The organism is Pyramidobacter piscolens W5455, from assembly GCF_000177335.1.
GTDB classification, from domain to species: Bacteria; Synergistota; Synergistia; order Synergistales; family Dethiosulfovibrionaceae; genus Pyramidobacter; species Pyramidobacter piscolens.
On record NZ_ADFP01000028.1, the window covers coordinates 1 to 25637 of the forward strand.

General features: G+C 61.9%; 24 protein-coding genes and 1 pseudogene. 16 read left to right on the forward strand and 9 right to left on the reverse strand.

The window, feature by feature from the left end; genetic code table 11:
* A partial coding sequence (locus HMPREF7215_RS13060; protein ID WP_462937954.1) for a transposase family protein occupies window positions 1-415 on the reverse strand: 415 nt, incomplete at its 3' end.
* Between the two features lie 225 nt (window positions 416-640).
* Here HMPREF7215_RS13060 and rpsF point away from each other — a divergent pair.
* The 6 genes from rpsF to dnaB all read left to right on the forward strand — a co-directional run bounded on the left by rpsF (window position 641) and on the right by dnaB (window position 4712).
* Window positions 641-928 (forward strand): 30S ribosomal protein S6, encoded by a 288-nt coding sequence (gene rpsF / locus HMPREF7215_RS02065; protein WP_009163939.1) that lies wholly within the window; start codon window positions 641-643, stop codon window positions 926-928.
* Between the two features lie 14 nt (window positions 929-942).
* Window positions 943-1518, forward strand: a complete 576-nt coding sequence (locus HMPREF7215_RS02070; RefSeq protein ID WP_009163940.1) for a single-stranded DNA-binding protein — start codon at window positions 943-945, stop codon at window positions 1516-1518.
* A gap of 86 nt (window positions 1519-1604) precedes the next feature.
* Entirely contained in the window at window positions 1605-1853 is a 249-nt protein-coding gene (gene rpsR, locus HMPREF7215_RS02075) for a 30S ribosomal protein S18 (RefSeq protein WP_009163941.1), read from the forward strand.
* A 114-nt stretch (window positions 1854-1967) separates the two neighbouring features.
* On the forward strand, window positions 1968-2915 hold the full coding sequence (locus tag HMPREF7215_RS02080; protein ID WP_040550173.1) for a YybS family protein: 948 nt from the start codon (window positions 1968-1970) through the stop codon (window positions 2913-2915).
* Window positions 2912-3361, forward strand: a complete 450-nt coding sequence (rplI, locus tag HMPREF7215_RS02085) for a 50S ribosomal protein L9 (RefSeq protein ID WP_009163943.1) — start codon at window positions 2912-2914, stop codon at window positions 3359-3361. The genes HMPREF7215_RS02080 and rplI overlap by 4 nt, the downstream gene beginning before the upstream one ends.
* A 4-nt stretch (window positions 3362-3365) precedes the next feature.
* Window positions 3366-4712, forward strand: a complete 1347-nt coding sequence (dnaB, locus tag HMPREF7215_RS02090; RefSeq protein ID WP_009163944.1) for a replicative DNA helicase — start codon at window positions 3366-3368, stop codon at window positions 4710-4712.
* 68 nt (window positions 4713-4780) lie between these two features.
* Here dnaB and HMPREF7215_RS02095 read toward each other — a convergent pair whose 3' ends face one another.
* From HMPREF7215_RS02095 to HMPREF7215_RS02125, 7 genes are all read right to left on the reverse strand, one after another.
* Window positions 4781-6001: an aminotransferase-like domain-containing protein gene (locus tag HMPREF7215_RS02095; protein ID WP_009163945.1), complete on the reverse strand. Its 1221-nt coding sequence runs from the start codon at window positions 5999-6001 to the stop codon at window positions 4781-4783.
* A gap of 191 nt (window positions 6002-6192) precedes the next feature.
* The gene (gene panF, locus HMPREF7215_RS02100; RefSeq protein WP_009163947.1) at window positions 6193-7656 is read right to left on the reverse strand and encodes a sodium/pantothenate symporter; all 1464 of its coding nucleotides are present in this window, start codon (window positions 7654-7656) and stop codon (window positions 6193-6195) included.
* Complete coding sequence (locus HMPREF7215_RS02105) at window positions 7649-7930, reverse strand: YhdT family protein (protein ID WP_009163948.1); 282 nt, start codon at window positions 7928-7930, stop codon at window positions 7649-7651. The genes panF and HMPREF7215_RS02105 overlap by 8 nt, the downstream gene beginning before the upstream one ends.
* Window positions 7931-8428: 498 nt before the next feature.
* On the reverse strand, window positions 8429-9760 hold the full coding sequence (gene brnQ / locus HMPREF7215_RS02110; protein WP_009163950.1) for a branched-chain amino acid transport system II carrier protein: 1332 nt from the start codon (window positions 9758-9760) through the stop codon (window positions 8429-8431).
* Window positions 9761-10036: 276 nt separating this feature from the next.
* Window positions 10037-11242 (reverse strand): DUF3798 domain-containing protein, encoded by a 1206-nt coding sequence (locus HMPREF7215_RS02115; RefSeq protein WP_009163951.1) that lies wholly within the window; start codon window positions 11240-11242, stop codon window positions 10037-10039.
* An 80-nt stretch (window positions 11243-11322) separates the two neighbouring features.
* The gene (locus HMPREF7215_RS12250) at window positions 11323-11802 is read right to left on the reverse strand and encodes a hypothetical protein (protein ID WP_009163952.1); all 480 of its coding nucleotides are present in this window, start codon (window positions 11800-11802) and stop codon (window positions 11323-11325) included.
* A 98-nt stretch (window positions 11803-11900) separates the two neighbouring features.
* Window positions 11901-13133 (reverse strand): aminotransferase-like domain-containing protein, encoded by a 1233-nt coding sequence (locus HMPREF7215_RS02125; protein ID WP_009163953.1) that lies wholly within the window; start codon window positions 13131-13133, stop codon window positions 11901-11903.
* 404 nt (window positions 13134-13537) lie between these two features.
* On the opposite strand from HMPREF7215_RS02125, the gene HMPREF7215_RS02130 reads away from it, so the two are divergent.
* Together HMPREF7215_RS02130 and hydE are read left to right on the forward strand one after the other, a co-directional pair.
* Window positions 13538-13732 carry a hypothetical protein gene (locus HMPREF7215_RS02130; RefSeq protein ID WP_009163956.1) on the forward strand — a complete coding sequence of 65 codons (195 nt, stop codon included), beginning with the start codon at window positions 13538-13540 and terminating at the stop codon, window positions 13730-13732.
* Window positions 13725-14798: a [FeFe] hydrogenase H-cluster radical SAM maturase HydE gene (gene hydE, locus HMPREF7215_RS02135; RefSeq protein ID WP_009163957.1), complete on the forward strand. Its 1074-nt coding sequence runs from the start codon at window positions 13725-13727 to the stop codon at window positions 14796-14798. Before HMPREF7215_RS02130 ends, hydE begins: the two co-directional genes overlap by 8 nt.
* 57 nt (window positions 14799-14855) lie before the next feature.
* On the opposite strand, the gene HMPREF7215_RS02140 is transcribed toward hydE, so the two are convergent.
* Window positions 14856-16661, reverse strand: coding sequence for an O-antigen ligase family protein (locus tag HMPREF7215_RS02140; RefSeq protein WP_009163958.1), 1806 nt, complete (start codon window positions 16659-16661; stop codon window positions 14856-14858).
* A 199-nt stretch (window positions 16662-16860) separates the two neighbouring features.
* Here HMPREF7215_RS02140 and HMPREF7215_RS12255 point away from each other — a divergent pair, with 199 nt between their 5' ends.
* From HMPREF7215_RS12255 to HMPREF7215_RS02180, 8 genes and pseudogenes are all read left to right on the forward strand, one after another.
* The gene (locus HMPREF7215_RS12255) at window positions 16861-18309 is read left to right on the forward strand and encodes an efflux RND transporter periplasmic adaptor subunit (RefSeq protein WP_009163959.1); all 1449 of its coding nucleotides are present in this window, start codon (window positions 16861-16863) and stop codon (window positions 18307-18309) included.
* Entirely contained in the window at window positions 18303-18998 is a 696-nt protein-coding gene (locus tag HMPREF7215_RS02150) for a YggS family pyridoxal phosphate-dependent enzyme (protein WP_009163960.1), read from the forward strand. Before HMPREF7215_RS12255 ends, HMPREF7215_RS02150 begins: the two co-directional genes overlap by 7 nt.
* A gap of 12 nt (window positions 18999-19010) precedes the next feature.
* Window positions 19011-19628 (forward strand): hypothetical protein, encoded by a 618-nt coding sequence (locus HMPREF7215_RS02155; protein WP_009163961.1) that lies wholly within the window; start codon window positions 19011-19013, stop codon window positions 19626-19628.
* 3 nt (window positions 19629-19631) lie between these two features.
* Window positions 19632-20105, forward strand: a complete 474-nt coding sequence (locus tag HMPREF7215_RS13765) for a DivIVA domain-containing protein (protein ID WP_009163962.1) — start codon at window positions 19632-19634, stop codon at window positions 20103-20105.
* Window positions 20060-22186: pseudogene (gene recG, locus HMPREF7215_RS02165) on the forward strand (ATP-dependent DNA helicase RecG); the annotation flags it as partial. The gene HMPREF7215_RS13765 and the pseudogene recG, both read left to right, overlap by 46 nt.
* Entirely contained in the window at window positions 22186-22704 is a 519-nt protein-coding gene (locus HMPREF7215_RS02170; protein ID WP_009163964.1) for a regulatory protein RecX, read from the forward strand. The pseudogene recG and the gene HMPREF7215_RS02170, both read left to right, overlap by 1 nt.
* 315 nt (window positions 22705-23019) lie before the next feature.
* Window positions 23020-24552, forward strand: coding sequence for a ribonuclease Y (gene rny / locus HMPREF7215_RS02175; protein WP_009163965.1), 1533 nt, complete (start codon window positions 23020-23022; stop codon window positions 24550-24552).
* 9 nt (window positions 24553-24561) lie between these two features.
* Entirely contained in the window at window positions 24562-25368 is an 807-nt protein-coding gene (locus HMPREF7215_RS02180; protein WP_009163966.1) for a TIGR00282 family metallophosphoesterase, read from the forward strand.
* Window positions 25369-25637: the final 269 nt, after the last annotated feature.

The window sequence follows — 25637 nt, forward strand, 5'->3', positions numbered from 1 at the left end:
AGGGCTTGGGTTTGTAGGGCTTCCGAGTCGAAGGAGCACTGCTGGAATATCCCAGGCGTTTAAATACGCGGTACAGGGAACCGGGATGGCGATCGTAGCCGTGTTCCATTCGGAGCTTGCCATAGAGCTCGCAGAGGGAGATGTTCGGATTCCTGCGGTGAAGGTTGCGAATCCAGGACAGCTCCTCCTCCGTATGAGCTTTGGGATGCGGCGTGATCGGCCTGTGAGACTTGTTTTGAAGAGATTCTTGAGTGCCGTCGAAGACCTTGATCCAGCGAAACAGAGAAGCCCTGGAAACGTGGTAACGCCTGCAGACAAAGCTGACATCTTTTGTGGAGCGGTAGAGTTGACAGGCATGATATTTAGTGTGGAGTTCGTGTGGAAGATATCGCCGGGTTTGTGTTATAGTATTCATGGCGGTTGGGCCCTCCTTAGGATGCTTGGTTGTGGTGACTTACATTCTAAAGGAACCAACCGCTTTTGTATATCTGCTTCAGTCTCACTTCTTTTGTAACACTACACCGTTTTCGCGGAGACGAAAGAAATCCGCTTGCGCGGCATGGTCAAGTAATGTATAATCACTAAATGCAGTTCCCTGCCCCATGAGGGGCCGACAGTCCAGAGGGAGGAGGTGTTGCGCGTGGTACGTTCATACGAAATGATGGTGATCATCGATCCTACCGTCGAGGACCACAGCGTGGAAGTCAAGGCTATCGAGGAGCTCGTCGTCAAACTTGGCGGCGAGGTCGCGAAGACCGATGTTTGGGGTAAGCGCCGTCTTGCTTACGAGATCAAGAAGCTGACCGAAGGCATTTACGTCGTCATCGAGTTCAAGATCGAGCCCGATCAGCTCAAGGAGCTTGGCCGCGTTCTCAGCTTGCGTCCGCTCGTCGTTCGTCATCTCAACGTCGCGGCGGACGGAAAGTAGGCAGGTGTCGTCCGATGCGAGGGTATAACAGAGCTATCATCATGGGCAACGTGGCTCGTGATCCGGAGATCCGCTACACCGCCACGCAGCGTGCCGTGGCGTCGTTTTCCGTGGCCGTTAACCGCAGCTGGAAAGACCAGAACGGCGAAATGCGCGAGGAGGTCTGCTTTATCCCCGTGGTCGTCTGGGGCAAGGGCGCCGAAGTCTGCGAACGCTACCTGAAAAAGGGCGGCGGCATTCTGGTGGAGGGACGCATCAACGTGCGTTCCTACGAGGCGAAGACGGGCGAGAAACGCTACGTCACCGAGATTGTGGCCGACAACTTCCAGTTCGTGGGTGGACGCCGCGATGAGGGCGGATCGGCGCCTTACGGCGGGCAGGACGGCGGCAGCGGTTCCTACCAGAGCCAGGGCGGCGGTTCCTACCAATCCGCCCGCGGCGGCGCGCCGAAAAGCTACCGTGATTCCCAGCCGCCGCAAAACGAGGGCGGCTTCGGCGCCAACGACAGTTTCCCCATGGATATCTCCGAGCTCGATTCGGGCGCGCCCAACATCGCGGCGCCCGAGGACGAAGCCGACATTCCCTTTTAAAGGCCGCGCTTCGCGCGCCGCGGGCGCTGCGAAGCATTGAACAGGGGCGCACCCTGGTTTTGTTTTTCGTAAAGGAGGTTATTCCGATGCCTTTTTCCGGTCCGATGAGAAAGAGAGGCGGCGGCAAGCGCCGTCCGAAGGTTTGCTTTTTCTGCGTTGACAAGCTCGACGAGGTGGATTACAAAGATGTGGAGCGCCTGAAGAAGTATGTCAGCGAGCGCGGCAAGATCATTCCCCGCCGCGTCACGGGCAACTGCGCCAAGCATCAGCGTCAGCTGACGATCGCCGTGAAGCGCGCTCGTTTCATGGCTCTTCTGCCCTATACCGCCGAGTAACCGTACACACGCACAGAGAGAGGATGCTTGTCTTCCTCTCTCTTTTTTTACACCATCTGTTGAAATTTGCGGCTGCCCCGTTCAGCCTGCAATCATAAAAGGGGGAAAATGGACATGACACAGGCGCGCAGCCTGGTAGAGTCGGCGCTCCTCACGGGGCTGTCGGTCATTCTGTACGTTGGAGCGGACATTCCCGTGCTGGGCCTGCTCTTGGTTTTGCTCAGCCCGGTCCCCCTGGTGATCCTGGAAATACGTCACGACCTGCGGCTCGGCTTTGCGTCGCTGATCGTCGGCTTCGTTCTCGTGCTGCTTTGGGGCGGTCCGATCGCCGCGCTGTCCTATGCTCTCGGCTTTGCCCTGCTGGGGCTGAGCATGGGGCGCATCATCGAGCTGAAGCGGTCCGCCGTCGAGATCCTGGGGTGGAGCTCGCTCGTCTCGCTGGGCTGCAAGCTGATCATGGCCGTTCTGCTCTTTTACGTCACCGGGCTCAACCCGATGAATCTCGACATGAGCGGCGCCCAGAAGATAATGGACATGATGCTGAAGCTGCCCATTGGCGCCGAACAGTCGGCCGCCGTCAAAGCGCAGCTCGAGGCGACCATGAAGATCATGCCGCTGATCGTCCCCGCCGTTTTCATTATCGTGGCCGTGATCGACAGCGCCGCCTGCTACTGGATCGCCGGGCGCGTGCTGAGGCGTCTCGACCGCGTCGAGCTGCCCAAGCTGCCGCCTTTTGACCGCTGGCGCTTCCCTTCAAGCCTGATGTGGGCTTTCTTCGTCGGGCTGCTGTGCACGTGGGCGGGCGCGAACTATCCGGCGCAGGCCGGATTTCTCATTCGCGTCGGGCTCAATCTCGAGCTGCTCGTGCGCACGCTGTTTCTGATCCAAGGGATGTCGCTGGCGGCGTGGTTCATGGACGGGCGCGGCCTGCCCCGCTTCGTCCGCAACGTCATACTCGTGATGATTACGATTATCCCGTTCTTGTCGCCGCTCGCGACCTTCGCGGGAATCATCGATATGTGCTGGAATTTAAGATATCGTTTTGGAGGCGATCGTTCATGAAAGTCATTCTCAAGGAAGATGTGCGCAAGCTCGGCAAAAAGAACGCCGTCGTCGAAGTTTCCGACGGCTACGCCCGCAATTTTCTGTTTCCGCGCGGGCTTGCCGTGGAGGGCACCGCGCAGAACGTCAACATCCTCAGAGACAAGACCGCCGCGGCCGAGCGCCGCGACTTGAAGCTTACCGCCGAAGCCGAAGCCGTGAAGGCGAAGATCGCCGGCAAGGTCATCAAGATGAGCGTCGGCGCCGGCGAAGGCGGACGGCTGTTCGGCAGCGTCACCGCCGCCCAGGTGGCCGAAGCTTTGGAAGCTCAGTACGGCGTGAAACTCGACAAGAAAAACGTCAAGATCGACGGCGCCGTCAAGGCGCTGGGAGCTTATCCGCTGACGCTGAAGCTCTACGCCGGCGTCGAGTGCGCCATGACGCTGTCCGTGGAAGGACAGCAGTAAGGCCGTGCCTGACGAGATCTTCGACCGCCTGCCGCCGAGCAATCTCGACGCCGAACGGGCGGTCCTCGGCGCCTGCCTGCTCGACCGCGAAGCGCTGGTCGACGTCACCGAGTTTCTGTCGCCCGACGATTTTTACGACCTGAACTACCGCGACGTCTTCAACGTGATCATGGACATGGTCAAGAGCAGCCGCCCCGTGGACATGCTCACGCTCAGCGCCGAGCTGCAGAACCGCGGCCTGCTCGAGAAGCTGGGGGGGCAGGCGTTCCTCGCCGCCGTCATCGACAGCGTGCCCACGGCGGCCAACGCCGCCTATCACGCCCGCATCGTGCGCGACAAGGCCATCCACCGCCGCCTGATCAGCGCCGGCAACGCCATCGTGCGCATGGGCTACGACGAGAGCAAGGACCTGAGCGAACTGCTGGAGGACGCCGAGCGCTTCGTCTTCGAAGTGTCGCGCCAGCGCAACGAGGCCAACTTCAAAAGTCTGCGCGACGTCATGCCCTCCACCTTCAACAAGATCGAAGAAGCCTTCAACCGCGAGGACACCGGCATCACCGGCATCACCAGCGGCTTCATCGGCATCGACCGGCTCACCAGCGGCCTGCAGCGCGGCGCGCTGAACATCATCGCCGCCCGTCCCTCGATGGGAAAGACCGCCCTGGCCATGAACATCGCGCGCAACGTCGCCGTCAAAGCGCAGCTGCCCGTGCTCGTCTTCAGCCTGGAAATGGGGGCCGAGCAGCTGGCCCTGCGCCTGCTGGGCGCCGAAGCGCGCATGAACCTTCAGGAACTGGTCAACGGCTCGTTCGCGCGCGGCGACTGGAAGGCCCTTCAGGACGCCGCCTCGATCCTCATCGAAGCGCCGTTGTACATCGACGACAGCTCCATCCTCTCCACGATCGAGTTGAAAGCCCGCGCCCGCCGCTTCAAGGCCAAACACGGCGAACTGGGCTTGATCGTCGTCGATTACCTGCAGCTGATGAACGCCAGCCGCACCATGGACAGCAAACAGAACGAAGTGGCCGAGATCTCCCGCGGGCTGAAAGCCATCGCCCGCGAGCTGGAAGTGCCCGTCATCGCCCTGTCGCAGCTGTCGCGCGCCGTCGAGAGCCGCAACGAAAAGACGCCGCAGCTCTCCGACCTGCGCGATTCCGGCGCCATCGAGCAGGACGCCGATCTCGTCGCCCTGCTGTACCGCGAGAGCTACTACGCCAAGGATCCGGAAGGCCGCAACGACAACTCGGCCTCGCTCGACATCGCCAAGAACCGCAACGGCCCCACCGACAAGGTGAAGCTCGTCTTCCTGCGCGAGTACACGCGCTTCGAAGACATGGCCTACGGCCGCTGAAATATTTTGCATGACGAAAAACGCCTTTTCCACCGCACGGATGTGGAAAAGGCGTTTTTGTCGTTCGTTCAGCGCGACGCGGCGGGCAGCAGCTCGCGCATCGCTTCGCCGAGGGCTTTGACGCCGGCATCCGTCTGCTCGGGCGTGGCGAAGGTGAAGCACATCCTGAAACTGTGCTCGCCGCCGCCGTTGGGGAAGAACGGCCCGCCGACGACGAAGGCCACTTTGCGCGCGATCGCCCTTTCGAACAGTTCGCGGCCGTCGATGCGCGGCGTCGTGATCCAGTAGAAGAAGCCGCCGTGCGGCGTGACCCACTCCGCTTCGCCCGGCGGCAGATATTTGCGCAGCGCCGCTTCCATGAGGTCGCGCTTGCGGCGGTAGTTGTCGACGATCTTGGGCAGATTGGCGTCGAGCGCGCCCGACGCGCAGTATTTGTAGACCAGCGCCTGCGACACGCCGCTGGTGCTGGTGTCCGCCCCCTGCTTGAAGACCGCCAGCGTGCGGATCAGCTCGGCGGGGCCGACGCACCAGCCCACGCGCGTGCCCGGCGCGAGAATCTTGGAGAACGAGCCGGCGTACAGCACGCAGCCCTCGCCGTCGAGCGAGCAGAGCGTCGGCAAGTCTTCGCCCTCGAAGCGCACGCTGCCGTACGGGTCGTCCTCCATGATGATCAGGCCGTAGCGGTGGGCGATCTCCACGAGTTTTTGACGGCGCCCGAGCGAGAGCGTGACACCTGAGGGATTATGGAAGTTGGGGATCGTGTAAACGAAACGCACCTTGTGGCCGTCGGCGAGAGCCCGGTCCAGCTTTTCCGGGAGCAGATCGACCATCATGCCGTCGCCGTCGCAGGGGACGGTGATGAACTTCGCCCCTTGATTGTACATGTTCAGCGAGTTGCCGAGAAACGTCGGCTCCTCGGTGACGACGTAATCGCCGCGGTCGACGGTGGCGCGGATCAACAGGTCGCAGACCTGCGAGCTGCCCGAAGTGACGAGGATCTCGTCGCGCGAAACGGCGCGCCCGAGACGGGGCGCCATCCGGGCGCGGAGAAAGTCCAGCAGCGGCGGATAGCCTTCGGTGGTACCGTACTGGAGGACGTCGCGCCCTTGCTCGCGCAGGACCGACGCGCCGGCGTAAAATTCCTCCACGGGGAACACTTCCGGCGCGGGCATGCCGCCCGCGAAACTGATCATGCCGGGCTGACGGAGCAGATGAAACATGTCGCGGATCGGCGAGGGACGAATGCCGAGCGCGGCGGCGCTGAACTGCTTCTTGACGTCGAACGTCACGGGAAAAACCTCCCTGAATCGCAAGAATTCTCGTACCGACACCGATTATAGCGCTTTCCGATAAAATCCACCATGAAAAGACGCGGGAAAAAACAAATGTGAAAAAGCGCGATCCCCGATGAAGCGGTATTCATCGGGGATCGACGTGCATAGTTCCACGTGGAACAGTTCTCTTTGTTTTTTTCGCGGCGCTATTCGCCCCAGAACGTGTCGATCACGTCGGCCGGCGGCGGGGGAGTGAGCAGACTGACGGCGACGAACGCGGAAAGCCCGATGATCAGACTGGGAACGATCACGTTCATGCCGTAAAAATTCTTCAGCCACGCGCCCATGACGAAGTAGCAGCCGACGCCGCAGACGGCGGAGGCGAGCGCGCCGGCGGCGTTGGCGCGCCGCCAGTAGAGCCCGAGCACGAGCGGCCAGAGGAAGGCCGCTTCCATGCCGCCGAAGGCGAACAGGTTCAGCCACACGATCAGGCTGGGCGGCCGCACGGCGGCGAGGAACACGACCGCGCCGAGGACGGCCGTGCTGAAGAAGCTCAGCTTTTTGACGCGCCGTTCGTCGCCGGCGGCGGCCGGATCGACGTAGTTGATGTAAAGGTCTTTGACGATGGTCGAAGACATCTGGATCAGCTGCGAGTCGATGGTGGACATCACGCCCGCCAGCGGCCCCGCCAGGAACAGGCCCGCCACGGCCGGCGGCAGGACCTTTACGGCCAGCTGCGGCATGATCGAATCGGGCACCTCCAGCCCCGGCAGCACGGCGCTGCCGAGCGCGCCGCAGAGGTGCATGCCGAGCATGATGAAGCTGACGACGAACGTGCCGATGACGATAGCCCCGTGCATCGACCGCGAATCTTTGTAACCCATGCAGCGCACGACGGTGTGCGGCAGGCCAACCGTGCCGAAGCAGACCAGCACCCAGAAGGAAAGGATGAACGGCTTGGCGATGAAGTTATCCGGGCCGAACGGCGTGAGCAGCGCCGGATCGGCCGCGGCGATCTTGCCCATGACGGCCTTCATGCCGCCGCCGGAAACGGAAATGCCCCAGATCATGGCGATCGTGCCGAGGATCATGACCATGCCCTGCAGCGCGTCGGTGAGCGCCACGGCGCGGAAGCCGCCGACGGTCGTGTAGAGGATGACCGTGCCGGCGAAGATGACCAGCCCCCACAGATAGGGCAGGCCGGTGATCGTCTCGAACAGCCGCGCGCCGCCGATGAACTGCGCTGTCATCGCCGAGAGGAAGAACAAAATCAGGCTGACGGAAGCGACCACGACCAGCAGCGGGCTGCGGTAGCGCTCGCGCAGAAAGTCGTTGACCGTGATCGCGTCGATGCGGCGGGCGACGATGGCGAACTTTTTGCCGAGCACGCCCAGCGTCAGCCAGGCCGTGGGCACCTGAATCACCGCCAGCAGCACCCAGCCCAGCCCCGTCCTGTAGGCCACGCCGGGGCCGCCGATGAAACTCGACGCCGACGTGTAGGTGGCGACCAGTGTCATCGCCAGCACAAAGCCGCCCATGCTGCGGCTGCCGATAAAGTATTCGCTGAGGAAATTTTTGCTCCTGCCCATGCGCGCGCCGCTGTACAGCGCCAGCAGATAAACGCCGGCCAGATAGGCGAGCACGGGAGTCAGCAGCGGCCAGTTAATCATGGGCGGCGTCCTCCTTCTCGTGCGGGGCCAGCGAGACGTTTTTGAACAAAAACTTCACCATCAGCCACGCCAAAACGCAGAACAGCGCCGGGCCGGCGACGGAACTGTAAAAGAACCATTCCGGCAGCCCCAACACGAAGCGGTAGCGCGCGGGATCCCCCGACCCCAGCCCGTAGGCGAAAGCGTACCACCAGACGAAGAACGACAGCGCCAAGACTATGGAGCACAGGGCTTCGAAGTTGGCCTGGCGAAAGCGGCGGTCCATGTTTTTCATGGGCGAGAACCTCCTCCGTTTTTTCGGCCGCGCTGAAAGCACGTCGCGCCTTTCGCCGGTCCCGCGCCGGCGATATGCTGTGATCCCACAAGGCTCAGTGCCGCCGTCCCCGCGCGGGCGGCCCGCGAAACGCGCGGAGAACTTCCGGCCGCCGTTCACATGACGGCGGCGTCCTTTGCACAACGAAGAGACCGACAGGCTCCATTATACGACAAATCCATGAAGGCTCAAGCGAGATCTTGCCGCCGTCCGCGCGCCGTTCCGTCCGGCGGCGTCCGAGGCGCGAAAACGAGACGGGAAACGGCGGCGTCCCAGGCAGGAACGCCGCCGTCTTGAGCGATTGCTACTATTCCGAAATACCAAACAGCAAGAGCGCCCCGAAGGAAATACGCAAAGCGAGTTGCGCAGACCGCGCAGCGGTCGAGACAGTTCTGAGCGACGGGACCTTCGCGGGGCACCGAGCTTTCACAGTCGAGTCATTCTACTAAAGAACGAGTATTATTTTTCGGGCGCTGCGTTTTTGCGGCGTCTCCTTGTCCAGGCTGCTCCGGCGATTCCGCCGAGGGCGCTCGTAAAGATCCAGGCAAAGCCCTCCTGCCCAAGCGGGATGGCGGCCAGCATATTTTTGGCTTGGTCAGCAACTGTGCTCACATGCTGTAAGCCATAGAGGATCCCTATGAGGAAAGCTCCGACGACGGCTCCTCGGTAGACCCCGGGGGTGATTCCCCGATCAAACAAGTTCAGGAGGATCAGGACGATGGCCACAGGGTAAAGAGCGTACAGGACCGGTACGGACAAAGAGATGATGTGCCTCACCCCGTACACCGAAAGGACGGCGCTGGCGGTGACGATGATCCAGACCAGGCCCCTATAGGAGAGCCGTTTGTCCAGGAGCTTTTCGAAATATCCCGCCACCGCCGTGGTGAGACCGATCGCTGTGGTCAGACAGGCGAAGGTCATGGCGCTGGCCAAGGCGTATCTGCCGGTGTCGCCGGCGATAGCGTCCACGAGTCTGACCGTGATGGCGGTGTGCCCGTCCTTCGTATTGGCGAAGCTCTCTCCCCCCGAAGCTCCCAGGTAGACAAGCCCTCCGTAGACAAAGAGGAAGCCCAGCATGGAAACGAGAGCGACCTTGACGGCCATTGATAGTCCTTCCTTAGTATTGCCGTGACCGTGGCCCATGATGTCAGCCATGATGATGCTCGCAAAGGCCATTGAGGCAAGAGCGTCCATGGTCTGGTAGCCCTCGGTGAAACCGAGAGCAAAGGCGTTGTCGACCACAGGAGCGGCCGGTTTGCCGATAGGCACGAGAATTCCCTTGACGATGATGAAGCCCAGCATCAGAATTAAAAAAGGGGTGAAGTATGTCCCAATCTGGTCAAGCACCTGGGAAGGATTGAGAGAAAAATAGAGCGTGACGGCGAAGAAGATTAGGGAAACCGCGATCGCGCTCCAGGAAATGCCCAGAATACTCCCCGGGTCAAAGGCCCCCAAAAGGGGAAGGATTCCCACCTCGAAGGTCGTCGCTGCCGTCCGGGGAATGGCAAACAGCGGCCCGATACACAGAAGGATGGCAAAATTGAAAGCCTTTGCAAAAGGCAGACTGACCTTCCCTGCAAATTTGTCGATATTGCCCCCGGCTCTGAATGTGGCAAGCAGCCCGAGCAAAGGCATTCCGATTCCCGTGACTGCGAAGCCTAAGAGGCCTGTGGGCCACTTTGTGCCGGAGATAATTCCGATATAGGGAGGAAAAATAATGTTGCCCGCGCCGAGAAACATGGCAAACAAACCGAAACCCATCACGATAATTTCCTTGTTCTTCGAGTTCATATGATCTCACATCCTAGGGGCTTTCAATCTCCGAGTCTCCTGGGGCGAGGGGGAACGGGGAAGGAGTTCGAGAGGAAACGTCCGAGTTTCTCTACCGACTCTTGGTGGAAAACGACGAACGAGTTGCCTCGCTCTTCGAAGGCGTCCAGTCGCTCAGGACTGTCTCGACCGCTGCGCGGCCTGCGCAACTCGCTTTGTAGATCTTCCCTGGGGCTTGGAGAACATTCGTCGTTTTAGTAAAGAATCAGTATTGCGGCGCGATCTTTTTAAGAGATCTTATTTGATCGCGAGATATTTCTCGGGGATCGGCAGCTCGGTGTTGCCCAGGTAGCCTTGGCCGAACACGTACGTGTCCTGATAGACCAGCAGGTGATTCTTCTTTTCCAGCCCCGTCTGCGCGTCGCGGTAGTAAGATCCGTTCCACTTGGCGCCGGGCGTGTTGGCCGCGTAAACGGCGAACAGGTCGTCGGCCTTGAACTGGCGGCGGAAATTCTGGGCGCTGACGCCGGCTTCCGCGCATTTTTTGCCGTACTCGGCGAGCCCGACCACGGCCGTGAAGCCGGAGGAATAGGCCCAGGTGCCCATGCGCTTTGCGCCGCCGCGCCTGACGACCTCTTCTTCGATACGTTTGAGGATGGCGGGGAAATCACCGGCCACGCTGGAAAGATCCAGGCCCAGCGCGCCGGGATAGCCCATCAGCGGCGAAGGCACGTCGGCTTCGACGAAAATGCCGCCGAGCGCGGCGATCTGCTTGAGCAGCGGCTCGGTGTGAGCGTCGTTGGTGCAGAAGAACGCCGTCTTCTGGCCGTAACGGTCAAGCCACGTGGGCACGTGTTCGAGGATGAACTGCTGCGCGCCGGCTACGCCGACGTCGCTCATCGGGTCGGGCGCCGTCTCGGCATGGAAGGCGATGCCCATGTCCTCGCAGGCCGCCTTCATGATGTTGAAGCGGCGCAGCATCAGCTCGGAACTGAGGTGGCGCGGGAAGGAAATGTGCACGAAATCCGTGGCGCCCAGCTTCTTGGCGCCGTAGATGATCAGATAGCCGCGAGTGATCGAATCGACGTTGGTGGCGAGATCGGCGATGCTCTCGATGACGCCGGGATCCTCCTGCGGCTGACCGGCGAAGAGCAGAATGTCGGGACGCTTTTCGCGGATACGGCGGAACGCCTCGGTCGTGCCCGGGACGGCCGTCATGACCACGACCACCCTCATCAGCGGATCGTCAGCGAAGGCCGCGATCTGGCTGATGGTGGTCTCCATCTCGGCCATGAAGTTGTCCGGCATCGTCACGTGCTTGATGTAGCCGCCGTCGGCCACTTCGCCGTAGCGGCGGATCAGTTCCTCGGCGCCGCGCAGGTTGTCTTCCGCCTGCGAGACGGTCTCCGTGCAGACGCCGATGTGGAACGGCGCCGCCGCGAAAGCCGTACCGGCTGCGCACAGGAACGCCGTCGCCAAAAGCACCGTCAAAAATTTGCGCATGATGCATCCCTCCTGGAGTTGAAATATTCCATTCGGAGCTTCCTCCGCCGCACGGCGGGGGAATGCGGCCCCGACGGGAACTACCGGTTCGCCGGCGGAATTTTGAACGACGTGACCGTATTCGCGATGATGGTATCGAACGCTTTTTGTTCGCTTTGAGGGTAGGTGAACCGGAGCGCGTAGATCGTGTCGCCGCTGAGCTGCTGCCGCAAGTAGACGACCTTTCCTTCGTCGTCGAGCCATGACAGCACGAACCAGTTCTGTTTCCCGTTCAGACGCCGGTAAGCGATGACGCGCTCTCCGGCGGCGAAGTCGGCTGCCTCGGCGAGCGTCTGTTCGAGCGCGTTGTACTGCGCCCAGACGGCGATCTCTCCCTGCGGAGAGCGACTGATGAAAACGCGTCCGTCGCCGTTTTCGGCCTCCGGCTGCGGCGCGAATCCCTCCGGCACGTCGACGCCATAGCCGAAACGGCCGTTTTCGTAATGAAACGCGGAGGCCGACGCCGCGAAAATCCCGCCCGTCAGGATCCCTAAAAACATCGAAAAAAAGAGTTTTCTCACGAATAATCTCCTTTGCGCCGACGGTGACTCTTCACGAAAAATTCCAAGCGCCTTTTAAAAAAGGAGGGGAATTTCCCCTCCCAAACGATTGCGGAGAACTAAGCCTTGATCCCCTCGGCTTCGCTCTTCATCTCCTGGATTGCCGCGGCGACGCGGGCGATGCCTTCTTCGATGACCTCGGGCGAGCAGTAGGTGTAGTTCAAACGGGCGTTGTTGGTGCAGGCGCCGGGCTCGACGGCGAAGGCGGATCCTTGGATGAAGGCGACCTTCTTCTCGAGCGCGCGTTTCATCAGTTCGTCGGTGTTGACGCCGGGGACGTTGATCCAGTAGAAGAAGCCGCCCTGAGGCTTGACCCACGTGACGCCGAGAGGCGACAGATGGCGCTTCATGCTCTCTTCCATGGAATCGCGGCGTCTGCGGTAGTTGTCGATGATCTTGGGCAGATGTCTGACAAGATGTCCTTTCTGGCAGTACTCGGCGATCAGGGCCTGATCGACGGAACTGGAACAGAGATCGGTGCTCTGTTTGAAGACGCACATCTTGCGGACGATGGATGGGTCGCCGATGACCCAGCCCGTACGCGTGCCGGGGGCCAGAATCTTGGAGAACGAACCGGCATAGAGCACGTTGCCGACCTTGTCGAACGAGAAGATGGAGGGCAGGTGCTCGCCTTCATAGCGCACGTAGCCGTAAGGATCGTCCTCGAAAATGCCGATGTCGTACTCCTCGGCGATGGCCGCCAGCTTCTTGCGCTTTTCGACGCCCATAGTCATGCCGCCGGGGTTTTGGAAGTTGACGATGGTGTAAATGAACTTGACCTTTTTGCCCTCGGCGCGCAGCGACTCGATCAGGGCGGGCAACTTTTCGACTTGAAGGCCGTCGGCGTCGCAGGGGATGCCGCGGCACACGCCGCCGTGATTCATGAACACGGTGATGGCGGCCATGTAAGACGGATCTTCGGTGATGACGACGTCGCCGGGGTCGAGCATGGCCCAGGCGAACAGGTCGAGCGCCTGCTGCGAACCGGTGGTCAGGAAAATCTGGTCCATGCCGACCTTGCGGCCGAGGCGCGGGGCCGTGAAGTCGATCAGAAACTCGCGCAACGCCGGGTTGCCGTCGGTGGTGCCGTACTGGAGCAGTTCGGTGCCGTTGTCCTTGAGCAGGTGGGCGCTCTCGTAGAACTCGTTGACGGGAAAAACCTCGGGCGCGGGCATGCCGCCGGCGAAGGAGATCATGCCGGGCTTTTTGATGACCGCCAGGATCTCACGGACGGGAGAAGGGCGCGTGTGCATCGCTTTGTAGCTGAAATTGCCATTCCAAGTGCTGCTCATGATGAAAAAACACCTCCTCAAAAATTTCGCTCTCATGCCTGCGGCGTGAGAGTCGATTCATTTGCGCTCCGACGGAGAGAAGTTCTCAGGACCTTAGCGCAATTAGTGCATAATTTGATTATACAAAATAATTTTAGCTCTGACTATAGAAAATCGGAGATGAAATATTTCTTCTGTTCGAAATTAATAATAAAATACGATTTGTCATTTTTTGTATACGACAAAAATAACGGAACGCTTTCCCGTTGGCGCGCGGACGCCGAACGATGAAATGTTTGTTTTTTCCCGTAGGATCGTTCCACACGGAACGACCCTACGGGAAAAAACGCCGGCGCTTTTGTGTCGGTTTGTTCGACATCGACTGGATTTTGTGATAATGTTCGTCGGGAGGGGGGCGAGGTGCGATGGCGAAAAAACGGCAACAGGACGGCTTTGGGGCGGGGCTGCCGGGACCGTGGATTTTTCCGCTGGCGCTTTCGTCGCTGACGGGGCCCTTTCCGTTCGCGCGGTTCGGAAGGAAAAGGGAGATCCCCGCCGCGCCGGCCGGCATCCCCAGTCGGCAGCCGTCGAGAGCCGGAAGAGAGTTCCGCCATGAATGAAAAAATCCAGGCGATCGCAACGCGCCTGATCGCGGAGCACGATTTGCCGCCGCGGGATCTGCAGACGCTGCTCGAAGACAATTCGCCCGGACTGCGCCGCACGCTGGCGGAGGCGGCGGGCGCTCTGTGCCGCGCCTGTTACGGCGACGAGGTGTACACGCGCGGCCTGATCGAATTCACCAACGAGTGCCGCAACGATTGTTATTACTGCGGCATCCGCCGCGGCAACGGCGCCGTGCGCCGCTACCGCCTCAGCGAGGAGGAGATCCTCGGCTGCTGCCGGCAAGGCTACGGTTTGGGGTTCCGCACGTTTGTGCTGCAGGGCGGCGAGGATCCGCAGTATCCGCCCGAGCGCATCGCGCCGCTGGTGGCCGCCGTGCGCCGCGAGTTTCCCGACTGCGCCGTGACGCTTTCGGTGGGAGAATGCAGCGACGAAGCCTATCGGATGTTTTTCGAAGCCGGGGCCGAACGTTATTTGCTGCGCCACGAGACGGCCTGCGGCGGACATTACCGTATGCTCCACCCGTTGCGGCAGCGCCCGGAAAACCGCAGGCGTTGCCTGTGGACGCTGAAGCGCCTCGGCTATCAGGTCGGTTCGGGGTTCATGGTCGGTTCGCCCGGGCAGCGTCCCGAGCATCTTGTCGCCGATTTTCAATTCCTCAAGGCGCTTCAGCCGCAGATGATCGGCATCGGCCCTTTCATTCCCCAGCGCGACACGCCCTTCGGGCACGCGCCGGCGGGCGCGCTGGAACTGACGCTGTTGTGCCTGTCGCTGCTGCGCCTGTTTTTCCCCAAAGCTCTGATCCCCGCCACGACGGCGCTGGGCACGATCGCGGCGGACGGGCGCGAGTTGGGCATTTTGGCCGGGGCCAACGTCGTCATGCCCAACCTTTCGCCGCAGGCCGTGCGCCGGGATTACGCCCTGTACGACGACAAGATCTGCACCGGCGAAGAAGCGGCCGAATGCCGCGATTCTCTTGCCCTGCGCCTGAAAAACATCGGGCGCCGTCTGGCGGTCAGCCGCGGCGACGCCTGTGGGTTCCCGCTGCGCAATCAAAAATCCTGAACCGGTTTTTTCCGGCTCGGGTTTTTTTGTGCGAATATTTTTGCGAGCGGCGGGAGGTCAACCTGCCGCCGCGCCCGCGGGCGGCGCGTACGGTTCGAGAAATTCGAGCAGCGAGGCGATGTTGGAGCGGCGCGCGTAGTCCATCAGCGTGGCGAAATCCCGTGCCGTGGGCTGCTGAACGAAGCAGGCGATCAGCCGATTGAGGCCGTCGGCGATGATCTCGCGGTCGCCGAGCTTTTCGCCGAGGCGAAGGCGCAGCATGGCCAGCTCGTGCTCCGCCAGGTCGCGCACCATCGGGCTGTGCCGGGCGGCGCTGATGAGCCGGACTTTTTCCTCCGCGTCGTCGGTGAAGCTCTCGGCGCGGCGCAGCAGCCGGTCGGCGCGGACGCCGTCGATGCCGAACCAGAATCCGCCCACGGCCGCGGCGAGCATGAAGGCTCCCGTCAGACGATAGAACAGCGAAGGCACCTTCTTCAGCGCGAACACGCCCTCTTCGCCCCAGAAAAGGTGGCGGCTGCAGAGCGCGAAGGCGAGGGCGACCCAAAGCGAATTTTCGATGCGGTGAAACGGGCGCGTCCAAAGCGCGTCGAACCAGACGAGGAACAGGAACGAGCTTCCCCAGAGGAACTCCATGGGCAGGCGGCGGCCGCGGCGGCGGCGCACGTAGCGGCACAGCGCCGCCAGCCAGACCAGAGCGGCCAGCAGCAGCGACACAACGCCCCCCAGGCCGAACTCGCAGAACCACTGCAGGATTTCGTTGTGCGCCCAGTAAGTGAACTGCCATTTCATGGCAGGATCAAGCGTCATGGCGACGCGCTGCCCCTGAAGGTAGTGCCATTTGAACTGTCCCAGGCCGACGCCGGTCAGCGGCCGAAACGCGCCGACCTGCCACGACGTCTGCCAGATTTCCCGGCGGGCGGCGACGTCGGCGATATTTTTGATCATGTCGCGCGTCTTCAGCAAAAAGTCAAAACCCCGCCCCGTGTCGGCGAGAACGAACGCGCCCAGCACGCCGAAGAACAAGACGATGCCGAGGGCGGCGCGTTTGAGCTGACCGCGGTCCCGCGAGGTGAAGAAGATCATCAGCGCCATCGTCAGCGCTCCCACCCAGAAGGCGAGAATCCCCGAGCGGCTCGTGGAACGGATCAGGCACCAGGACATGACCACGTAGAAGAGCAGATTGCCGGCGATCATGATCCTGTTCCGGAGATTTTTGGCGAAAAGACCGCCGTAGCAGACGAAGAGGAACAGCGACGAGAACAGCGCCAGCGCCAGCCACAGCGCGAACATGTTCTGCTGCCCCGTGTTGCCGATGTAGTGCCCCGGCGTCTGCATGACCAGCTTCATGCCCCAGAGCGGCGCGACGATATCGCGCACCTGCAGCTCGGCGAAAATGCCGTTGATCGCGGCGTTCAGCGCCGCCAGCCAGAGGATCGGGCGCAGCCAGCTTTCCCTGAAAAAGGAGAACGCCGTCAAATAAAAAACGACGCAGCCGGCGAAAAAGAACCATTCGCGCCGCCAGCCGGGCACGGAGCGAAGCGGGACCCACAACGGCTGCAGCGTCACGAAAACCAGGTAGAGCAGCCAGTAAAGCCCCATGACGTCGAGGCGCAGCGGGCCGCGTTCCCCGTCGAGCAGCGCCGGGCCGCCCGCGCAGAGCGCCAGCAGGCCGACGGGGATCAGCGCGAAGCACCACTTCATCAGGTGCAGCGTCTGAAAGAACGACGTCCCTGAATACACCAGATTCGGCAGCGTCAGACTGACCGCAAAGAGCAGAAAGAACAGCGCGCTGCGGAAAGAATCCCTCGCTTCGGGTGCAGCCTCCGGCGCGGCGTCCAGCGGTGAAGCATCGTGCGATTCCACGGCGAAGTCTCCTTTTCTTCTCGAGAATTTTCCATACTATAGCATAAGAACAGCCGCCGTGAAGCGGGGATGTTCGCGAAAAAAAGCGATCTTCCGCCGCGAAAACGATGCGGCGTCTCATTGCCATCTCCAAATTTTTGACGTTTTGCGTTACAATGAAAAATTGATTGGAGCGACAGTTTAGTACGGAGGCGCGGCAATGGGACGACATGACGTAAAATCGACGAAACGGACACGCGAGAAAACGGAACGCAAGCGTCTGGCCGAGCTTCCGCTTGCGCCGGCAGCGGGGGAGAAAAACGCCCCGCCGGCATCGACGGGAGGCTCCGTAACGTGGCCGCGGCGTCCGCGGCGAAGCCCCGGCCTGAACGACATTGTGCCGGGAAAAAGTATGGCGTCGGACGTGCCGGCGCAGGACATTTCCGCCGATCCGAGCCCGTCTGGCCGCGGAAAGCTCAAATGGCCCGTACGGCCGCGACCGCAGCGTTCCGCAAGGCTGCCGGACCTGCGCGAAGGCGGCGGGGCGGAGCGGAGCGAGCAGATCAGCCGTCGCCCCCGTCCCGCGGAGGAAAAGACGCCGGACAGGGCGGAGCGCGTAAAAGGGGCGGAGGCGAAAAGCGTCCCGTTTTCGAAAACGGAACGCGAAAAGCCTCGTCCGGCCGCGCCGGAACCGCGGGAAAACGTTTCCGCGTCGCGCCCCGAAAAATCGCCTGAAAAGAAAGAACCGTGGCCCGTCCGCTTTCTGCGCGTCATCCTTGCCGCCGGCATCTGTGCGCTGGCCGCCGGATTCTATTTTTTGTGGGCGAGACAGGGCGCGGAGGAAGCCATGCCGCCTCTGTTCATGCCCCAGCCTTATTTTTACGAAGAAGAGCAGCCGGTTCACGCGCTGCTGCTGTGGCACGAAAAAGTGCTCACCGCTCCGTCGCCCGGCACGGTGCAGCTGGCTTACGGCGGCAAGCTGGCGGCCGTGGCCGACGACGAGGTGGTGGCGACCGTGCTGGCGCGCGGACGCACGATCACGATCCGCACGCCGGCGCGGGGATACTTTTTGCCGGCCATCGACGGCGCGGAAGACCGCTGGGATTATCCGACGCTGTGGCTCGGTTCCGGCTTGCTCCCCAAAGCGCCGGAGCTGCGCTGGATCGAGGATCTGAAGCCGCTCGACACGGCCGTCCGCGCGGTGGGCAAGCTGATCTATCTGCCTCAGGAGCCGCGCGCGATCTTTTACCTTGAGCTGACCGACCGGCTGCGGGCCGGACTGGAACGCGGCTCCATTTCCATCCGCCGCGAGTCGAAGGGGCCGAAGTGGACGGCGCGCGTACGCGTGTACGTGAAGTACGGCGACGAGCGTGCCAAAGTGGCGCTCGACATGCCCTATTTCCCCATGGACATGGCGCTGTCGCGCGAGGTGGACTTTCTCGTCTGTTCCGACGAGGATGCGGGACTGGTGGTGCCGGACTCGGCGGTGACGATCCGTCACGGCACCTACGGCGTTTTCGAGCTGGTCGGAGACCGGCTCGTCTTCCGCAGCGTCACCGGAAAGCCCATCGAGGATGGCCGTTTTTTTATCGCCTCGGGGCTTTCTGCCGGAAATCCTGTTATACTTGAAGCGGCAAATGCCGAAGAAAAGAGGGTGCGGTTATGGTAGAGTCTGAAATATTCGCGTCGATCCGGTCGATTCTGGACCGTATGGAAGCGGCGGCGCGGCGGAGCGGCCGCAAGGCGGCGGAGGTGACGCTGCTGGCGGTGAGCAAGACCAAACCGCTGGAAACCGTGGTCGCGGCGGCCCGTACCGGACTGGTGACTCATTTTGGCGAAAATCGCGTCCAGGAAGGACAGGCCAAGATCCCCGGATTCCCCGCGGAGCTCGGCGCCGTGTGGCATCTGATCGGCCACCTGCAGCGCAACAAAGCGCGCAAGGCGGTGGAGCTCTTCGACGTGATCGAAAGCATCGACGGCGAGGGAATCGCCGCGGCGGTCGAGCGCGTCTGCGCCGAAAAGGACAAGCGCCTGGACGTGCTGATTGAGGTCAACAGCTCCGGCGAAGCGTCGAAAACGGGAACGCCGGCGGCGGAAGTCCCCGCGTTGGCGGATTTCGTCAGAGGACAATGCCCGCATCTGAAACTTCAGGGGCTGATGACCATCGGTCCGCTCGGCGGCGACGAAAGAGCGGTCCGCGGCGCCTTCGACGCCACGCGCGAGCTGCGCGACCGTCTGCGCCTGAGCGCGGACGATCTGCCGTGCCTTTCCATGGGCATGAGCGGCGATTTCGAGTGGGCGATCGAACAGGGCAGCACCGAAGTTCGCGTGGGCACCGCAATCTTTGGACATCGTTAGGAGGAAATCCCCATGGCCAACAAGCTTTTGTCATTTCTCGGTCTTGCCGACAGCGGCGACGTAGTGGTGGAATCTCACCGGAACAAGAGGCGTCGTACCGACTATATGAAGAAGATCCAGCGCCTTGTCGTCCCCGACGATGAGGAAGAAACGGAAGTCCCCGCGGCGGGAAACGAAGCGGCTCCCGCTGCGGTGGAAGACGAACGGGCTTTTGCCGCCGCCGCGGACGCTGTCAAAGAAAACGGCGAATCCGAGGAAGCCGCGGAGTTCGAGAGCGACGGCGGACGTCAGGCGACCGGTTTTTCCGGCTCCTTTTCCAGCCGCCTGCGCCGCTTCGGCGAGTCGCTGCGCCGTCAGGACGATACGGCGCAGCCGCTGGTGCTGGTCAAAAAAGGCGCCGCCGCCATGCTCGACGACATCGAAGACGCTCTCGTACAGGGGCAGACGGTGATGCTCGATTTCGAAAAGGAAGACCGCAAGGCGGCCGCCGATATCGTTTGTCGCGTGGCGGATTTCGTGCGCATGCACGACGGCGCGTTTTACACGGTGACGAGCACGAGCCTGCTGCTTTCGCTGAACAAGAACTCCGTGATCGAATGGCTGCCTGAAGAAAACGGGCAGGAGCGATAGAGGATGGCAAACGACCTGGACTTGCTGAAGGTCGTTGACGTGGAGGGCGTCGTTTTCTCGCGGGGCCTGCGCGGCTATGCGGCCGACGAAGTCGACGAGTTTCTCGACCGCGTCGCCGACACGCTGCAGCGATATTCCGAACTCCACGCCACCGACCAGATGCGCATCCGCGAGCTGGAGACGACCATCAGAGAGAACGACGAGCTCAAGGTGTCGCTGCAGAACGCGCTGACCATGGCGAAAAAAACTTCCGAGGACTTCCTCGCCTCGTCCCAGAAAGAAAGCGAAGCCGTGCTCGCGCAGGCGAAAGCGAGAGCCGAAGGAATCCTGGCCGACGCCGTCGCGCAGAAAACGCAGCTTCTCGGCGAGATCGAGGAACTGCGCCGCTCGAAAGAGCATTTCGTCGCCGACGCCAAGGCCGCGGTGCTGCGGTACAACATGCTGCTCGACGGCCTGCAGGAGAAGAAAGATCAATGAACCGGGGCTTCCTCCGCCTTGACGACCCGGTGACGGCGATCCGCGGCATCGGCGAGGCGAAGGCCCTGCTGCTTCAGCGTCTCGGCATCGCGACGGCGGAAGATCTCGTGTATTTTTTCCCCCGGCGCTACGAGGACCGGCGGCAGGTTGTGACGATCCAGGATCTTGCGCCCGGCGGGCCGCCTCAGGCCTTCCGGGCCCGGGTTGTTTCCATCGAACAGCGCGTGGCCCGCAGCAACCGCCGCATGCAGATCACGCGCGTCTGCCTCAGCGACGGCAAAAACGTGGCCTGGGCCCTGTGGTTCAACCGCTGGAACCTGAGCAGGATTTTACGGGAAGGCATGGAACTGGCGCTTTACGGCTCGCTGGAGCCGCGCCGCCCCGTGCCGGAGCTGCTCAATCCCGAGTTCGAGATCCTCGACGGCAGCGACCCGCGCAGCGTGGGGCGCATCGTGCCCGTTTATTCCGCGACGGCCGGGCTGAACGAAAAATGGCTGCGCCGCGTCATCGACACGGTGCTCGAAACGCTGGCCCCGACGATCGCCGATATCCTGCCGCCGCCGATCGTCGAGAAGTTCCATTTTATCGACGCCGCTTCCGCCGTGCGCCAGATGCACCAGCCCACCGACGAAGCGCTCTTCCGCGCCGCGCGGCAGCGCCTCGTCTTCGAGGAATTCTTTCTGCTCCAGGTCGGCCTGGCGCTGCGCCACCGCCGCGGCTGCCTCGAAAAGAAAGCCCCGGCGCTGGCTGGGCAGGCGGATCTGACGCGGAAGTTCCTCGCCGAACTTCCTTTCGAACTCACCGACGATCAGCGCCGCGTCGCGCAGGAAATCGCCGACGACATGCGCCGCTCCGTGCCCATGAACCGCCTGCTGCAGGGCGACGTCGGTTCGGGAAAAACCGTCGTCGCCGTGATGGCGCTCCTGCAGGCGCTCGACTCGGGCGTGCAGGCCGCCATGATGGCGCCGACGGCCGTGCTTGCCCAGCAGCACGCGCTGACGCTGAACCGGTGGCTCGCGCCGTTGGGCGTCGAAGTCGGCTTGCTGACCGGCGGCGTCGCGCCCGCCGAGAAGAAAAAAATCCACGAACAATTGTCCGACGGCACGCTGCGCGTCGTCGTCGGCACCCATGCGCTGATCCAGGAGGCCGTCAGCTTCAAGCGTCTCGGCCTGATCGTCATCGACGAGCAGCACCGCTTCGGCGTGCTCCAGCGCAAGGCCCTGAACAGCAAAGCCGGCGCCGAAGCGCCGCACACGCTGGTGATGACGGCCACGCCGATCCCGCGCACGCTGGCCCTTTCGGTCTACGGCGACCTGGCCGTGTCCACGATCCGCCAGCTGCCGTCCGGCCGCCAGCCCATCAAATCCGTGTGGATCGGCGACAACCGCCTGCCGAAAATGCTGCGCTTCCTCGAGGGCGAAATGGCCGCCGGACGTCAGATCTATTGGGTCTGCCCGCTCATCGAGGAGAGCGAGAACTTCGACGCCGCGCCGCTGGAGTCGCGCTTCGAGAAGCTCCGGCGCGAATTCCCGAACCGGCGTTTGGCCATGCTCCACGGACGCATGGGCGAAAAAGAAAAAAACGCCGTCATGACCGAATTTTCGGCGGGGCACATCGACCTGCTCGCTTCCACGACCGTCATCGAAGTCGGCGTCGACGTCCCCAACGCGACGGTGATGGTCGTGGAAAACGCCGAGCGCTTCGGGCTCTCGCAGCTCCATCAGCTGCGGGGCCGCGTCGGCCGCGGCCCCACCAAATCATGGTGCATCCTCTACGCCGATCCGAAAAATTCCGAAGCGGAGCACCGCCTCGATCAATTCTGCTCCCTCAGCGACGGCTTCGCGATCGCCGAAGCGGACATGCAGCTGCGCGGCCCGGGCGAGTTCTGCGGCGTGCGTCAGCATGGCCTGACGGACTTTCGCGTCGCCGACCTGATCCGCGACGGCGCCGTCATGGAAGTCGCGCGCCAGGAAGCCTTCGCTCTGATCGCGCAAGGCGATCCCTACGAGAGCTTCCCGCTGCTCATGCAGGCCGTGTTGAGCCGCTACGGGCGCATGCTCGACATCGCGAGGACCGCCTGATGAAAGAGGAGCGAGCCCTGCCGTTTCCCGCGCTGCCCGACGACGAAGACATGAAGTGGGAGTCCGTACTGATCCGCCTCGTTTCAACCCCGCGCACGCGCAAAGAGCTGGCGTGGAAACTGCGCGAGCGCCGCTGCCCCGAGGAGAAAGCGGCGGAGCTGCTGGACCGTTTCGAGGAGATCGGCATGATCGACGACCGCGCCTACGCGCTGCTCTACGTCGATTCCAAGCGCGACTTCGGCCTGCGCCGCCTGCGCGACGAGCTGAGGGCGCGCGGCGTCAGCCATGCCGATATCGACGACGCCCTTGCGGAGAGCGGGATCGACGAGGCCGAGCGGGCGCTGCGCCTGGCGCGCCAGTGGGGAAATCAGCGCGGCATGACGCCGCAAAAACTCGACGCTCGCCTGCGCCGCCGCGGTTTTTCGCCGGCCGCCGTCCGCGAGGCGTTCGCGCAGTTACGTGAGGAATTTGGAAATTTTCACAGCCTCGGCGAAGAATCCGACGACGGTGATGAATAACGGCACGGAACAATCCGCGGAAGCCCATGGGAAATTTTTTCTCATGGGCTTCCGTTGTTGTAAACGATGGATATCCGAAAACGCACGAAGATTTTTCCGGCCTTTTTATGGGGAAATTTTTACGTTTTCCCCTTGTGAAGTTTCGCAGATAACTGTAAAATAAAAAACGTTACAGGCAGATTTTTGTCAAGCCCGCGTTCCCCTCAAACATATGTTTTCATTTATTTTCGAAGGAATGCCGGCTTCCGCTGCCGCCTGAAAATGGGCGGGGCGATTTTATATTGACAAATTCGTAAGGAGTGAGAACTTTTGAGTATGTATCTGGTACTTGGAGTGTTCCTCGGCATCATCGGGGGCACGGGAGCGGGGATGTTCATCGCCAAGGGCGTAGCCGCGCGCAAGGTGGCGGAAGCGCGCTCTCAGGCGGAGGACATCGTCAAGGAAGCGCGGTCCAGCGCTGAGCGCGACAGCAAGCTGCTGGTCTCGGAGGCGCGCGACGAAGCTTCCAAAGTCCGTCTCGAAGCCGAACGCGACGCGAAGGAGCGCCGCGTGGAACTGCAGCGCACCGAACGCCTTCTGGAACAGAAAGAAGAGAAACTCGACCGCAAGCTGGAAAAACTCCAGCACCGCGAGGACGAGATGAAGACCCGTCAGGACGATCTGGAAAAGAAGATCCAGGAAGCCGACGAGCTCTGCAAGAGACGCGTCACCGATCTCGAACAGATCGCCCAGATGACCAGCGACCAGGCCCGCGCGCAGCTGCTTCACGAAGTCGAAGACAGCGCTCAGCACGCGATCGGCCTGCGGCTGGCGGAAATGGAAGCGCAGGCCCAGCGCGACGCGAACAAGAAAGCCCGCGAGATCATCGTCACCGCCGTGCAGCGCTGCGCCGTGGAAAAATCCTCGGACGTCGCCGTCAGCACCGTGTCCTTGCCGAACGACGAGATGAAAGGGCGCATCATCGGACGCGAGGGGCGCAACATCCGCGCCTTCGAGACGGCCACCGGCGTCGACCTGATCGTCGACGATACGCCGGAAGCGGTGACGCTGAGCTGCTTCGACCCCGTGCGCCGCGAGATCGCCCGTCTGTCGCTCGAAAAACTGGTCGTCGACGGCCGCATCCATCCCGCCCGCATCGAAGAACTGGTCGCCAAGGCGACCGCCGAAGTGGAGGAGTCCATCGCCGACGCCGGCGATCAGACGCTGATGGAACTCGGCATCAAACAGATGAATCCCGAGCTGGTCCGCACCATCGGCCAGCTGCGCTATCGTTACAGTTATGGGCAGAACGCCCTTCAGCACAGCATGGAAGTGGCGTACATCTCCGGCATGATCGCCTCCGAACTGGGCGTCAACGAAGAGCTGGCCCGCCGCGCCGGGCTGCTCCACGACATCGGCAAGGCCGTCGACTTCAAGATCGAAGGGCCGCACGCCCTGATCGGCGCCGACCTCGCCAAGCGCTACGGCGAACCGCCCGAAGTCATCAACGCCATCGGCTCGCACCACGAAGACATGGAAGTCAAGAGCATTTACGACGTCATCGTCGCCACCGCCGACGCCATCAGCGCGGCCCGCCCCGGCGCCCGCCGCGAGAGCATCGACGCCTACGTCAAACGCCTTGAAAAGCTCGAAACCGTGGCCAACGGCTTCAAGGGCGTCAGCAAGGCCTTCGCCATCCAGGCCGGACGCGAAGTCCGCGTGCTGGTCGCGCCCAGCGTTCCCGACGAGGCTTCCGTGGCCAAGCTGGCCTACGACATCGCCCGCAAGATCGAAGAGGAACTGAAGTATCCCGGCCAGATCAAGGTCACCGCCATCAAGGAGATCCGCGCCTCCGACCTCGCCAAGTAGGCTCCTTCCATGAGAATACTTTTTGTCGGCGACATCGTCGGCAGCCCCGGACGAAACGCCTTCTTCGCCATGCTGCCCAAACTGCGCCGCCTGAAAGGCCCTTTCGACTTCGTCCTTGTGAACGGCGAAAACAGCGCCGCCGGCCGCGGCATCACCGGAAAGATCATGAACGAGTTTTTTGCCGCCGGCGTAGACGGCATCACCTCGGGCAATCACATCTGGGATAAAAAGGAATTCCTTCCTCTTTTGGATGAAGAACCCCGCGTCCTTCGTCCCCTCAATTACCCGCAGGGCGTGCCCGGCCGCGGCTGGACGATTCTGACGAACAAAAACGGCAAAAAACTGGGCGTCGTCAACATCCAGGGGCGCGTTTTCATGCCCCTCACCGATTGTCCCTTCCACGCCATGGACGAACTGCTGCCGAAACTTGGCGACATCCCCGTCTTCGTCGATTTCCACGCCGAAGCCACCTCGGAAAAACGCGTCATGGGACTGTACCTTGACGGACGGGTTTCCGCCATTGTCGGAACTCACACGCATGTCCAGACCGCCGACGAAGAGATTTTGCCCGGCGGCACCGCCTACATCAGCGACGTCGGCATGACCGGCGCTTTCCGCAGCTCTATCGGCATGACCTACGAAAGCGTTTTGCCCCGTTTCCTCACCTCTTTGCCGGCTAAATTCGAAGTCGCCGAGGAAGACGTGCGCCTGAACGGCGTTATCGTCGAGATTGACGACGAAGACGGCAGGGCGTGCGGCATCGAGCGCTTAGCCATCCGCTCGGGCGAGTTGGGCGAGCGTGACAACGAAAATTGAAACGAAAAAATTCGTGCAAAAATAGGCGCGTGAGGGGCCCGAAAACTGACTTTTTCGGGCCCCTCACGTGCCTTCGATTATTAAGCTCCGTGACAACGACCATCGGCGGTTGATTACTTTTGACCGCACGAATGATAAATCTAAAAGATTGCAAATATATACCGATACAATCTAAAAGAAGATGTAGACAAAAAAAGCCTCAGGGTGTATCATCTCATTTGCACTGAACGAAACGCGGTTCACATTGGACCATGAAACGTCAGTGCGGT